This is a genomic window from Azorhizobium sp. AG788 (assembly GCF_943371865.1).
Lineage (GTDB): Bacteria > Pseudomonadota > Alphaproteobacteria > Rhizobiales > Xanthobacteraceae > Azorhizobium.
In genome coordinates, this window is the sequence record NZ_CALRWL010000040.1 from 45,285 (window position 1) to 58,544 (window position 13,260).

Sequence of the window (13,260 nt, forward strand, 5' to 3'; positions counted from 1 at the left end):
CTCCCCCCTTGCGGGGGAGGGAGGGGAGGGGGGTGAAACGGCCAGAAGCCGGGAGCAACGCCCCGGTGCGGGCGCTGGCGCGATGCCGATCATCCTTGCGGCGGTGGAAGTGGCTCACATCCCATTTCAGCGGCGTGCAGCAGCCGTGCCGCCGCCACCGCCGCCTGACCGAAGGCGAGGCCGCCGTCATTGGCGGGGACCTGCGCGGGTGTCAGCACCGCGAGGCCGGCGGCCCGCAGGCGCTGGCTTACCCCGTCCAGCAAGCGGGCGTTCTGGAACACGCCGCCGGACAGGGCGACGGTGGAAAGCCCCGCCGCCTGCGCTATCTGCGCCGCCGCGTCCGTGAACGCCTGCGCTACCCCCGCATGGAAGCGGGCGGCGCAGAGCGGGGCGGCAACCCCCGCCGCCCGATCCGCCAGCGCCGCGCGCCAGAGCGGGGCGGGGTCCAAGTCCAGCAGGTCGCCGGCCTGGGACAAAGCGAAGGGATAGGCCTGCGCGCGGCCGTCCTTCGCGCCTGCATCGGCGCAGGCTTCCAGCGCCAGGGCCGCTTCGCCCTCGAAGCTGAGCACGTCCGGCGCCAGGCTCAGTAGCGCCGCCATGGCATCGAACAGCCGCCCGGCGGAACTGGCCAGAGGCGCGTTCAGCCCCTTGGCGATCATCGCCCGCACCGTGGCCAGCGGCTTGTCCGCGAACACGCCCGGGGGCAGGTCCGCGGGTGACCAGCCCTGCGGCCCCAGTGCCGCGTCCAGATGCGCCAGCAGCACCCGCCAGGGCTCCCGGCTGGCCGCATCGCCGCCGGCCAGGGGGATGGGCTTCAGCCGCGCCATGCGGCGGCTGGCGACATAGTCGCAGATGAGGATTTCGGCGCCCCACAGCGTGCCGTCATCGCCCAGGCCCAGGCCGTCCAGGGCGATGCCCACCACCGGCCCGGCCTCGCGTCGCCAGCCCGCTTCCGCCAGCGTGGCGGCGATATGGGCATGGTGGTGCTGCACCTCGATCAGCGTCAGGCCGTGCGCCTCCGCAAACGCGGTGCCAAAGGCGGTGGCGCGATAGCCGGGGTGCAGATCCACGGCCACGGCGGCGGGGGTGTGGGCGAACAAAGCGGCATAATCGGCCAGCGTGGCGGAAAACTCCTCCTCCACCGCCGGGGTGTCGAGATCGCCCAGATGGTGGGTGAGCAGCGCCTTGCTTCCATGGCTGAGGCAGAAGGCGCTCTTCAGATCACCGCCCAGCGCCAGCACCGGCGGGGCGGCGGCGAAATCCACCGGCCAATCCAGCGGGCGCGGCGCCTGCCCGCGTCCGCGCCGCAGCACGCGGGGACGGCCGTCGCTCACTTGCACCACCGCATCCTCCAGCCGGCGGGCGATGGGCCGATTGTGGCCGAGGAGCGCATCGACGATGCCCTCCAGGCCGGGGCGGGCGTCGGCATCGCGAAAGATCTGCGGGGCGCTCGCGCGGTTGGCGGAGGTCATCACCAGCGGGCCGGGGATCTGCGCCAGCAGCAGATGATGCAGCGGCGCATAGGCCAGCATGATGCCGATGCGGCTCTGGCCCGGCGCCACGGCGGGGGCCAGCGGGCCATCGGCGCGGCGGCGCAACAGCACGATGGGGGCGGACGGGTCGGTGAGCGCCTCCGCCTCATCGGGCGAGACCTGGCACAAAGCCTGCGCGGCGGAAAGGTCCGCCACCATCAGCGCCAAAGGCTTGGTGGGGCGGTGCTTGCGACGACGCAGTTCGGATACCGTCGGCTCGCTGGTGGCGTCGCAGGCGATGTGAAAGCCGCCGATGCCCTTGATCGCCACGATCCGGCCCCCCGTCAGCCACTCTGCGGCCAAGGCGATGCAGGCCGCATCATCGGCGGGTGTTACTGAGTCAGCGATCAGCGATGTCCAGGTCAGATGCGGGCCGCACGCCGGGCAGGCGATGGGCTGGGCGTGGAAGCGGCGGTCGGTGGGGTCGTCATAGTCGCGCTGGCAGGCCGGGCAGAGCGGGAAGGCGGCCATGGTGGTGCGGGGCCGGTCATAGGGCAGGCCGGTGACAATGGAAAAGCGTGGGCCGCAATCGGTGCAATTGGTGAAGGCATAGCCGAACCGCCGCGCGGCGGGATCGGCGATCTCGGCCCGGCAGGCGGGGCAGGTGGCCATGTCCGGCACGATGCCCACCGACACCGCCCCCGCCGCGCTGGCTGCGATGACGAACGGCCCCGCCGCGGGCAGGGGCGCCGGCTGGCGAACGATGTCCTCCACCCGCGCCAGCACCGGCGCCTCCGCGCGCAAGGCTGTAATGAAGGCGTCGAGCGCATCGGGCGGGCCGCCCGCATGGATGCGCACGGCGTCGCCCACATTGCCGACGCTGCCGCGCAAGGCGAAGCGCTGGGCGAGGCGCCAGACGAAGGGGCGGAAGCCCACCCCCTGGACGATGCCGCGCACCATGATCTCGACCCCGTCCATGGGCGTTCTCATGGCGCGCTCAATGCACCGTGCAGACCATGCAGGGATCGAACGAGCGCACGATATGCTGCACGCTGAGCGGCGTCGTTTCGCCGGGCCGGACCACCGCGCCCACCAGCGCAGCTTCCAGCGGGCCGGGCAGGCCCGCCGCATCGCGCGGGGAAAAATTCCAGGTGGTGGGGGCGATGATCTGGTAGCGGGCGATCTTGCCGCCTTCCACCTGCAGCCAATGGCCCAGTGCCCCGCGCGCCGCCTCGGTGAGGCCGGCGGCTTGGCCCTGCGCCGGCATCTGCCCTTGCGCGCACCAGGGGCCGTCCGGCTGCAGCGCCCGCACCCAGCCTTCCATGGCGATCAGGGTGCAAGCGGTCTCCACCAGCCGGGCGATGACGCGGGAGAAGACGTTGCCGCCGCCACGCGCCACCAGATCGCACAGCAAAGGCTGGCCGGAGATCACCTGCCGCGCCAGGGCGCCGGTCTCGAACGGCCGGCCCTCCAGGCGCGGCGCCTTGCACCAAGTGTAGCCGGTCTCGTCCAGGCCGTCGGGAATGGTGGTGCCGGCGAACGGATGGTGCGGGCGCGCCCGGTCTTCCATGCGGGCGAAGGTGTGGTCTTCGGTGATGAGCATGGGATCAACGGGGCGCAGGCTGCCCGCCTCGAACCGCCCGGCGGCATAGAGCGGGCCGTCGGGGGAGGGGTAGGCGCCATAGCTGAGAAAAGCGTCATAGGCCCGGCCCATGCGCTCGAGGCCGAGATCGGCGGCGATCTCCAGGAACAGGCGGAAATCGCCGTCCGGGCCGTGGGCGCGCCAGGCTTCCAGCTCGCTGCGCTCGGCCAAGGCGGCCACCCGCTCCAAAGGCGCGCCGAACAGGCGCTCCTCCAGCGCCGCGCGCACGGCGCCCAGCGTCGCCAGCAGGCGCATGGTGTCGCGCGCCTCCGCCCGCCGGGTCACGCCGCCGGGCTGGAGGGCCAGCGTGTGCGGCCAGCGCCCGGCTAAGAGGCCGAGGATGTGCATCAAGGTGGCGCGCGCCTCCATCATGCGGCGGGCGCTGGTGCCTTGGCCGGCCTTGAAGCGGGCCTCCGCCTGGGGGAACCAGGGCCGGTCCGCATAGGCGGCGCGAGCAAAGTCGGGCATGAAGAACAGATGGAAATGGGTGAGGTGGTCGGCCACATTCTCGGTGGCGACCATGAGGTTGGTGGCCCATTGGCCATTGGGCGTCGGCACCAGCCCTTGCACGCCCGCCAGCGCCAGCGCCGCCGCCTGGGATTGCGACACCGAGCAGATGCCGCAGATGCGCGGGGCGATCACCAGCGCATCGAACGGGTCGCGCCCCTCCAGGATGCGCTCGAAGCCGCGGAACAAGGGCGAGGAGACATAGGCCGCCGCCACCGCGCCATTGGCCACTTCCAGGCGCACTTCCAGGTCGCCTTCCACGCGGTTGAACGGGCCGACGATGAGGCGGGTGGTGGTCTCCGCGCCCGGGCTTTCAGGGCGGGTCATCGGCGCTTGATGTCCCGCACCGTGGGCGGCAGCACCACATGGTCGCTCACCGCATTGCGCCGCAGCCGCTCCGGGGTGGCGGCCTTGGCCAGCGACGACAGAGCGATGAACCAGGCCTTGGGCATGTCGGTGGGCAGGCCCACGGGAATGCCGGCCACCTTCGGGGTTTCCATGAACGGATGGCCCGGCTCCTCGAATTCGGGGGCGGTGCAATTGATGCAGGCATAGCCGCCGCGGGTGCAGGAGCCCTCGCCATTCCAGGCGCGGGTATTGCAGTCGGCGTGCGCCTGGGTGCCGAGGCAGCCCAGATGCTCCATCATGCAGCCGAGATCCGAGAGCTTCTCGGCGCTGGCCTTGTACTCATAATATTCGTTGCGCGAGCAGCCGTGGTGGACCAGATGGTCGGCATAGAAGCGCGGCCGGCGATAGACATCCAGATCCTTCTCGCCCAGCAGGCCGGCGCTGAGCAGCATCAGGGTCTCGGTGATCCAGTCCGGATGGGTAGGGCAGCCGGCGATATTGATCACTGGCATACCGGCCCGGCTGCGGAAGCCCGCGCCCAAGGCCCCGCCGGGGCGGCGGCCGTCATATTGCAGCCCGCAGGCATCGGCGGGGTTGCTGCCGGCGGCGGTGATGCCGCCGAATGCGGCGCAGGTGCCCACTGCCACCACATGCTCGGCCAGTTCCGCCAGTTCGCGCACCCACTCGATGGTGGGGCGGCCGGTGCCGGCCAGCACATGGAACCGCCCGGTGCCGTTCGGCCCGCGCAGCAGGGAGCCCTCCACGCACAAGGCATCGAGCCGCACCGCGCCGGAGCGCACCTGCGCGAAGATCGCCAGCGCCTCGGCGCCGCTCTCTTCCGAGAGGCTGGGGTGCCAGAGCATCTGAATGCCAGCGCTGGCGAAGGTGGTGATGAGGTCGGGGGCTTCAGCGCACAGGAGCGACATGGTGCAGCCGCCGCAGCCGCCCGATTGCAGCCAGAGGATGTTGAACGGGCGACTCATGATCTTATGCTCAGTAAGGCCGGCCGCGCGGAACGGCGGCACGCCTGTGCATCCGGAAGGCGGTGGGCGCTCATGGCCGTTCTCCCCAGGCGGCGGGCAGGCTCAAGGTGAGGATGGCGCCGCCATCGGGATGGTTGCTCGCCTCCAGCGTGCCGTCATGCTCCTGGACGATGCGGTAGCTGATGGAGAGCCCAAGCCCGGTGCCCTTGCCCACCGGCTTGGTGGTGAAGAAGGGGTCGAAGATGCGCGAGGCGATCTCGGGCGGAATGCCGGGGCCGGTGTCGCGCACCGCCACCACTACCCGCCCGGCGCGGATGTGGCCGGTGATCTCCAGCCGGCGCACGGGGCGCCCGTCCATGGCGTCCACCGCGTTCTGAATGAGGTTCATCATCACCTGGTGCAGATGGCCGGGATGGCCGATCACGTCCAGCTCATCGGCGAGGGTGAGGCTGGTCTCCACCTCCGGCGCACGGGCCTTGGCCACCCAATCCAGGGCGGAGCGCACCAGGGCGCCCAGGTCCACCGGCTCGCAGGCTTCCTTGCGGTCGGAGGAGAAGCGGCGCAGATCGGCGACGATGTCGCGCACCCGCTCGGCGCCTTCCAGCATGCCGGCGATGGTGGGGGCGAGATCCGCCACGGTGCGGTCGATCTTCAGCTCGGTGCGCAGCGCGGCCACAGCACCGGGCGCGGGGGCATCGTGCAAAGCGTCGAGATAAGTGATCAGCCGCTCGCCATAGCGCTGCATGGCATGGGCATTGCCATAGACGAAGGAGATGGGATTGTTCAGCTCATGGGCGACCCCGGCCACCAGCCGGCCGAGCGAGGCCATCTTCTCCGCCTGGATCAATTGCTGCTGGGTCTGCTTCAGGCGCTCATGGGCGGCGGCCAGATCGCTATAGGCCTTGCGCAATTCGCCCATGGGCCGGCCGGTGAGCACCAGCCCCACGGCGCGCCCGCGGGAATCGAACCGGATGGCGCCATTGACCGAGACCGGCAAGGCGCCCTCGGGGGTGAGGAAGGCAAAGTCGCGATCGACGATGCGCTGGCGCTTGGCGACGGTGGCCAGGATGTCGGCAAAGCCGGTGGGGCTGTCCGGGGCCAAAAGGTCCGCCAGCTTCAGGTCCAGCAGGGCGCTGGCGGCGCGGCCAAACAGGCGCTCGGCGGCCATGTTCACCTGCTCGATCTGCCCGGTGAGGTCGCAGGCGATCAGCACGTCGGTCATGGAGGCCATGACGCCGGCGATGAAGGCCTGGGCCTCCTCCAGCGCGTCATTCTTGGTTTCCAGCTCCACCTGCTGGGCCACCAGTTCCGCATAGGTCTCGTCCATCTTGCGGATGACGGCGATCCAGGCCTGTTCGGCTTCCGCGCCGGCCGGGCCGGCGCCGTCCAGCAGCAGCGCTGCCGCATGGGGCGGCGGTGCAAGGTCCTTCTGGCTGCGTGCGGACATGACGGCGCTGCACCGGGGCTGCGGATGGGGTGCCGATGTTAAGCCCTGCGGCGGCGCAACGCCAACTGCTCATCGGAGCGGGCGGCGGTGCGGTTGCGGCGGTGGGGATCAGTGCGGCGGTTGCGGCCCGCCTGTGGATTGCGGCGCCGGGTCGGCCCGGTAGGCATTGAGGAACACGGCGATGCCGCCTTCGATCAGCGCCTCCACCTCCTCTTGCGGGCGCGGCGCCACCAGCAGCATGGCATCGAGGGCCAGATCGCCGCGGATCAGGGACATGAACTGCTCCGCCGCCAGGGTCGGGTTGGGGATTTTCAGCCGACCGCGCTGGTGGGCCAGTCGCAGGAATTCAGCGAAATTCTCCCGGCCGGAGAGCGGACCTTCCGCATAGAACACCTCGCCCAGGCGCGGGAAGCGCGGCGCCACCGGCACCAGGATGCGGTAGACCGCCAGCCCATCGCCGCCCGCGAACAAGGCGGTGACGTTGCGGGCCATCTTGCGCAACTCCCCGGCCAGATCCTCGCTATTGGCGTCTGGCTGGTAGATGCCGTCGGCAATGCCCTGGCATTCCTGCCGGATCATGGCTTCGAACAGGTCTTCCTTGTTGGTGAAGTGGGCATAGACGGTGGCTTTGGAGACACCGGCCCGCTTGGCGATGACCTCCATGCTGGAGGCGTCATAGCCGAATTCCAGGAACACCGTCCGCGCGGCGTCGAAGATCTGCTGCACCTTCCGCAGCGTGGAGGGGCGGGCCGGCGCGGTCCCATCCCCCACGGCGCTGCCGGGCAGCACCTGTTGCGCGTGTTCAGTCATGTGTGGTCCCCACCATCCGTCCGAATTATACCGAACCGTTCAGTTTTGTCTTGACTCAATGTGGGGCGGTTTTTATCAGTCTGCAATCGAACTATACGGTTCGGTCTAAATTCTGGAGCGTCCCTTGTCCGGACATCGTTTTGCGCAGCCCCGTTCCCGCAACGTCATGGCGCGCCTGCGGTTGCTGTCGGTGACAGCCTCCATGCTGGTGCTGCACGGCTGCATGGTCGGGCCGGATTTTGCCGCGCCGCCCTCTCCGGCCGTGACCGGTTATCTGCCCGAAGGCGCGCCGGCGGCCACCACCGCCTCCGATGTCCATGCCGGAACGGCGCAGAAATTCTCCCCCGGCCGCGATCTGCCGGGCGAATGGTGGCGGGTGTTCCGCAACAAGCAGATCGATGCCTTCGTGCAGGAAGCGATCCGCAACCATCCCGACATCGCCTCCGCCCAGGCCGCGCTGCGCGCGGCGCGGGAGAATGTGCTGGCGGAGGAGGGGGCGCTGTTTCCCCAGGTCTCCGCCGGTGGCTCCTCCACCCGCCAACAGTCGGCGCCGGCCACCTCGGGCCTGCCCAGCAGCACCTCCGGCTATAACCCCTACACGCTGTATAATTCCCAGGTCAGCGTGTCCTACGCTTTGGACGTGTGGGGCGGCACCCGCCGGCAGGTGGAGTCGTTGCAGGCGCAGGCCGACTACCAGCAGTATCAGCTGGAGGCGACCTATCTCAGCCTCACCGCCAATGTGGTGACCGCGGCCATCACCGATGCCTCGCTGCGCGCCCAGATCGACGCCACCAACGACATCATCAAGTCCGAGCAGGAACAGCTCACCCTGATCCAGAAGCAGTTCGAGCTGGGCGCCGTGGCCCAGTCGGACGTGCTGTCGCAGCAATCGAACCTGGCCCAGACCCAGGCCACCTTGCCCCCGTTGCAGAAGCAGCTCGCCCAGCAGCGCAATCAGCTCATGGCCTATCTCGGCCGCCTGCCTAGCGAGGATCGCGGCGAGCATGTGACGCTCGCCAGCCTGACCTTGCCGAAGGACCTGCCGGTGAGCGTGCCCTCGGCCCTGGTGCGCCAGCGCCCGGACATCGGCGCCTCCGAGGCCAGCCTGCACAAGGCCACCGCCAATGTCGGCGTCAACGTCGCCAACATGCTGCCGCAGGTGTCGCTGAGCGGCAGCTACGCCCGCAACAGCCTGACGGCGGGCAGCCTGTTCTCGCCCGGCAATGCCGCCTGGAGCGCGGCCGCCAGCGTGAGCCAGACGGTGCTGGACGGCGGCACGCTGTTCCACACCAAGGAAGCCGCCATCGCCAGCCAGGAGCAGGCCTGGTCCAACTACAAGAGCACCGTGCTCACCGCCTTCAAGGACGTGGCCGATGCGCTGCGGGCGATCCAGGCGGATGCCCAGACCCTCAAGGCGCAGCTGGCCTATGAGCAGGCCGCCCAGAACAGCGTGAAGATCTCGCGCACCCAATATCTGGCGGGCGCGGTGACCTATCCCTCGGTGCTGACCTCCGAGCAGAATTATCAGCAGGCGGTGATCGCCCGCGTGAAGGCGCAGGCCTCCCGCTACACCTCCACCGCCTCGCTGTTCCAGGCGCTGGGCGGGGGCTGGTGGAACCGGGTGGACCAGACCGCCCAGGCCTTCCCGCGCACCGACGCCGGCTATTTCTCCGACCGCTGACCGGATGGCCGGCGCGCCGCGCGCCGGCCGGTTTCGTGGTCCCTATCCGCAGACATGACCGGCTCCCCGCGGGGCGCCAGGAGAGACGTGCATGAAAAAGCGCATGGTATTGATGCTGATCGCGGTCGGCGTCGTGTTCGGGGCCCTTTACGGCTTCCAGGTGTTCAAGGGCACCATGATCAAGCAGGCGCTCGCCTCGCTGAAGGATCCGCCGCAGACGGTGGCCACCATGGATGCGGTGACCCTGCCCTGGCAGACCGCCATCAAGGCGGTGGGCACGGTGCGCGCCGAGCGCGGCGCCGATCTGGCGCTGGAGGCTTCCGGCATCGTCTCGGACCTCAATTTCAAGTCCGGCGACGAGGCCAAGGAAGGCCAGGTGCTGCTGCAGCTGCGCGCGGATTCCGACATCGCCAATCTGGAGGCGCTGAAGGCGACGGCGGACATCAGTGCCATCACCCTGAAGCGCGACCAGGAGCAATTGAAGATCCACGCGGTCAGCCAGGCCACCGTGGACAGCGACACCGCCAACCTCAAGAAGGCGCTGGCCCAGGTGGCTGAGCAGCAGGCGGTGGTGGACAAGAAGACCCTGAAGGCCCCCTTCGCCGGGCGCCTGGGCATCCGCTCGGTGGATCTGGGCCAGTATCTCAGCGCCGGCACCACCATCGTGACGCTGCAGTCGCTCGACCCGATCTTCATCGACTTCTTCCTGCCGCAGCAGGCTCTGGCCGACATCAAGGTGGGCCAGAAGGTCACCGCCGGCGTCGATACCTTCCCCGGCGAGGCGCTGGAAGGCACCATCTCCGCCATCAACCCCAAGGTGGACACCGCCTCCCGCAATGTGCAGGTGCGGGCCGCCTTCGATAATTCCAAGCGCCGGCTGACGCCGGGCATGTTCGCCACCGTGAACGTGGCGGTGGGCGCGCCCGCCGATCTGGTGACGCTGCCGCAGACCGCCATCACCGCCAATCCCTATGGCGACATCGTCTTCCTGGTGGAGAAGAAAGAGGGCGGCGCCACCGGGCTCGCGGTCAAGCAGGTGTTCGTGAAGACCGGCGAGACCCGCGGCGACCAGATCGCCGTGACCTCCGGCATCAAGGCCGGCGACACCGTGGTGGTGGCCGGCCAGATGAAGCTGCACAACGGCTCCGCCGTCACCGTGAACAACAAGACGCTGCCGACCAACGATGCCGCTCCCGTCATTGTCGATCGCTGAGCGGAGGCTCTCATGTCGTTCACCGATATCTTCATCCGCCGGCCGGTCCTGGCCATCGTCGTCAGCCTGATGATCCTGGTGCTGGGCCTGCGGGCAATGAGCTCCCTGCCGATCCTGCAATATCCGCGCACCCAGAACGCCATCGTCACCGTGACCACCACCTATCCCGGCGCCGATCCGGACGTGGTGGCGGGCTTCATCACCACGCCGCTGGAAAATGCCATCGCCCAGGCGAACGGCATCGACTACATGACCTCCACCAGCGCCACCAGCTCCAGCACCATCACCATCAACCTTCGCCTGAACTATGATTCCGGCAAGGCGCTCACCGAGATCAACACCAAGGTCAATTCGGTGCTCAACCAGCTGCCCTCCGGCGCGCAGCAGCCGGTGCTGACGGTGAAGATCGGCCAGACCATCGATGCCATGTACATCGGCTTTCTCAGCGAGGTGCTGGATGGCAACCAGATCACCGATTATCTGATCCGCGTGGTGCAGCCCAAGCTGCAGGCGGTGGAAGGGGTGCAGACGGCTGAGCTGCTGGGCAGCAAGACGTTCGCCATGCGCGCCTGGCTCGATCCCATCCGCCTCGCCGCCTATGGGGTGACCGCCTCGGAGGTCTCCACCGCGCTGGCCAATAACGATTATATCGCCAGCCTCGGCAACACCAAGGGGCAGATGGTGCAGGTCAATCTGACCGCCTCCACCAGCCTGCACAATGTGAAGGAGTTCGAGGACCTGGTGGTCAAGCAGTCGGGCGATGCCATCGTGCGGCTCAAAGACGTGGCCAATGTCACGCTCGGCTCGGACGACTACGACAGCGCCACCAGCTTCAACGGCAAGCAGTCGGTCTATATCGGCATCCAGATCGCCCCGTCCGCCAATCTGCTGGACGTGATCAAGGGCGTGCGGGCGGCGCTGCCGGGCATCGAGAAGCAATTGCCCAATGGCCTGACCATGGGCATCATCTACGACAGCTCCGACTTCGTGAACAGCTCCATCGAGGAGGTGGAACACACCCTGGTGGAAGCCCTGCTGATCGTCACCGTGGTGGTGTTCGCCTTCCTGGGCTCGTGGCGCTCGGTGCTGATCCCGGTGATCGCCATTCCTTTGTCGCTCATCGGCACCTTCCTGATGATGCTGGCGTTCGGCTTCTCCATCAATCTTCTGACCCTGCTGGCGCTGGTGCTGGCCATCGGCCTGGTGGTGGACGACGCCATCATCGTGGTGGAGAGCGTCAATCGCCACATGGAGGAGGGCAAGACCCCGCTGGAGGCGGCCTATCTCTCCGCCCGGCAACTGGCCGGGCCGATCATCGCCATGACCATCGTGCTGATCGCGGTCTATGTGCCCATCGGCTTCCAGGGCGGGCTCACCGGCGCGCTGTTCACCGAGTTCGCCTTCACCCTGGTGGGCGCGGTGACCATCTCGGCGGTGATCGCGCTGACCCTCACCCCGATGATGAGCGCCCATATGCTCAAGCCATTGGACCATGCGGGCGGCAATCTGGAATCGCGCATGGTGCTGGCGGTGGACGGGGTGATGAACCGCATCACCAAGGCCTATGCCCGCTCGCTTTCGGGGGCGCTCGATACCCTGCCGGTGGTGACGGTGTTCGCGCTGCTGGTCCTGTGCTCAATCGGTTGGCTCTATACCTCCGCCAGCAGCGAGCTGGCGCCGGAAGAGGACCAGGGCATCATCCTGTCCCAGAGCATCTCCGCGCCCAATGCCACCTTGGACCAGAAGAAGCTCTACGGCCGCCAGACGTTCGAGACCTTCGCCAAGCATCCCGAGACCGAGACCATCTTCCAGATCGACACCACCTCCTCCACCATCTCCGGCTGGGTGCTGAAGCCCTGGGACCAGCGCAAGGCCACCACGGCCAAGTTGCAGCCGATGATCCAGCAGGAACTGGGGCAGGTGGCGGGGCAGAACATCGTCGCGTTCCAGCCCTCGCCGCTGCCCGGCTCCAACGGCCTGCCCATGCAGATCGTGATCGGCACCAGCGATGGCTTCGAGAAGCTGAACGAGGTGGCGGCCAAATTCATGCAGGATGCGCTGGCCACCGGCCAGTTCATCTTCCTGAACAATGATCTGAAGATCGACCAGCCTCAGGCCTCGGTGGTCATCGACCGCGACAAGACCTCCCGCCTGGGGCTGACCATGAGCAATGTGGGCGGCGCGCTCTCGGCGCTGCTGGGCGGCGGCTATGTGAACTACTTCAGCCTCGACGGGCGCTCCTACAAGGTGATCCCGCAGGTGAAGCAGGATGCGCGCCTGAACACCGCGCAGGTGCTGGATTATTACATCCGCACCAGCGACGGGACGATGGTGCCGCTTTCCACCGTGGCCCGCATCGAGACCAAGGCGGTGCCGGAATCGCTCAACCACTTCCAGCAGGTCAATGCGGCGACCCTGGCCGGCGTGGTGGCGCCGGGCGTCTCCACCGGCGAGGCGGTCGCCGCCTTGCAGGAACTGGCGGCGCGCACCCTGCCGCCGGGCTATACCATCGACTTCGGCGGTGCCTCGCGCCAGTTCGTGCAGGAGAGCGGTGGCTTTCTCACCACCTTCGCCTTTGCGCTGATCGTGATCTATCTGTCGCTGGCGGCGCTGTTCAACAGCTTCCGCGATCCGGTGGTGATCCTGCTGTCGGTGCCCATGTCGCTGGCCGGCGCGCTGATCTTCATCAGCCTCGGCATCGGCGGCGCGAGCATCAACATCTACACCCAGGTGGGGCTGACCACCTTGATGGGCCTGATCAGCAAGCACGGCATCCTGATGCTGGAAGTGGCCAACGAGCTCCAGGATGAAGGCAAGTCCAAGCGGGAGGCGATCCAGGAGGCGGCCACCATCCGGCTGCGGCCGATCCTGATGACCACCGCCGCCATGGTGCTGGGCGTGATCCCGCTGATCTTCGCCTCGGGCGCGGGCGCCGCCTCGCGCTACAATCTGGGCCTGGTGATCGCCACCGGCCTCGCCATCGGCACCTTGTTCACCTTGTATGTGGTGCCGGCCGCCTACGTGCTCATCGCCACCCGGCGGGTGCCCCATGCGCCTGCGGTCGCGGCGGAAGAAGCGGTCGCCACCTGAAGGCAACAGCGCGGGCGTCGCCCTTTGGCGGTGCCCGCGTCGGGAGATGAAAAAGAGCGGGCCGGGC

General features: G+C 68.4%; 8 protein-coding genes. 3 read left to right on the forward strand and 5 right to left on the reverse strand.

What is annotated here, in order from left to right:
* Nucleotides 1-89 precede the first annotated feature (89 nt).
* From hypF to AAG816_RS20015, 5 genes are all read right to left on the reverse strand, one after another.
* Nucleotides 90-2,462, reverse strand: a complete 2,373-nt coding sequence (gene hypF, locus AAG816_RS19995; protein WP_341991437.1) for a carbamoyltransferase HypF — start codon at nt 2,460-2,462, stop codon at nt 90-92.
* Between the two features lie 7 nt (nt 2,463-2,469).
* Complete coding sequence (locus AAG816_RS20000) at nt 2,470-3,948, reverse strand: nickel-dependent hydrogenase large subunit (protein WP_341991438.1); 1,479 nt, start codon at nt 3,946-3,948, stop codon at nt 2,470-2,472.
* Complete coding sequence (locus AAG816_RS20005) at nt 3,945-4,952, reverse strand: HupU protein (protein ID WP_341991439.1); 1,008 nt, start codon at nt 4,950-4,952, stop codon at nt 3,945-3,947. Before AAG816_RS20005 ends, AAG816_RS20000 begins: the two co-directional genes overlap by 4 nt.
* 70 nt (nt 4,953-5,022) lie before the next feature.
* Nucleotides 5,023-6,399, reverse strand: a complete 1,377-nt coding sequence (locus AAG816_RS20010) for an ATP-binding protein (protein WP_341991440.1) — start codon at nt 6,397-6,399, stop codon at nt 5,023-5,025.
* 108 nt (nt 6,400-6,507) lie between these two features.
* Nucleotides 6,508-7,209, reverse strand: coding sequence for a TetR/AcrR family transcriptional regulator (locus AAG816_RS20015; RefSeq protein ID WP_341991441.1), 702 nt, complete (start codon nt 7,207-7,209; stop codon nt 6,508-6,510).
* Between the two features lie 166 nt (nt 7,210-7,375).
* On the opposite strand from AAG816_RS20015, the gene AAG816_RS20020 reads away from it, so the two are divergent.
* The 3 genes from AAG816_RS20020 to AAG816_RS20030 all read left to right on the forward strand — a co-directional run bounded on the left by AAG816_RS20020 (nt 7,376) and on the right by AAG816_RS20030 (nt 13,193).
* The gene (locus tag AAG816_RS20020) at nt 7,376-8,890 is read left to right on the forward strand and encodes an efflux transporter outer membrane subunit (protein ID WP_341991447.1); all 1,515 of its coding nucleotides are present in this window, start codon (nt 7,376-7,378) and stop codon (nt 8,888-8,890) included.
* 91 nt (nt 8,891-8,981) lie between these two features.
* Nucleotides 8,982-10,103, forward strand: a complete 1,122-nt coding sequence (locus AAG816_RS20025; protein ID WP_341991442.1) for an efflux RND transporter periplasmic adaptor subunit — start codon at nt 8,982-8,984, stop codon at nt 10,101-10,103.
* Nucleotides 10,104-10,115: 12 nt separating this feature from the next.
* Nucleotides 10,116-13,193, forward strand: coding sequence for an efflux RND transporter permease subunit (locus AAG816_RS20030; RefSeq protein WP_341991443.1), 3,078 nt, complete (start codon nt 10,116-10,118; stop codon nt 13,191-13,193).
* Nucleotides 13,194-13,260: the final 67 nt, after the last annotated feature.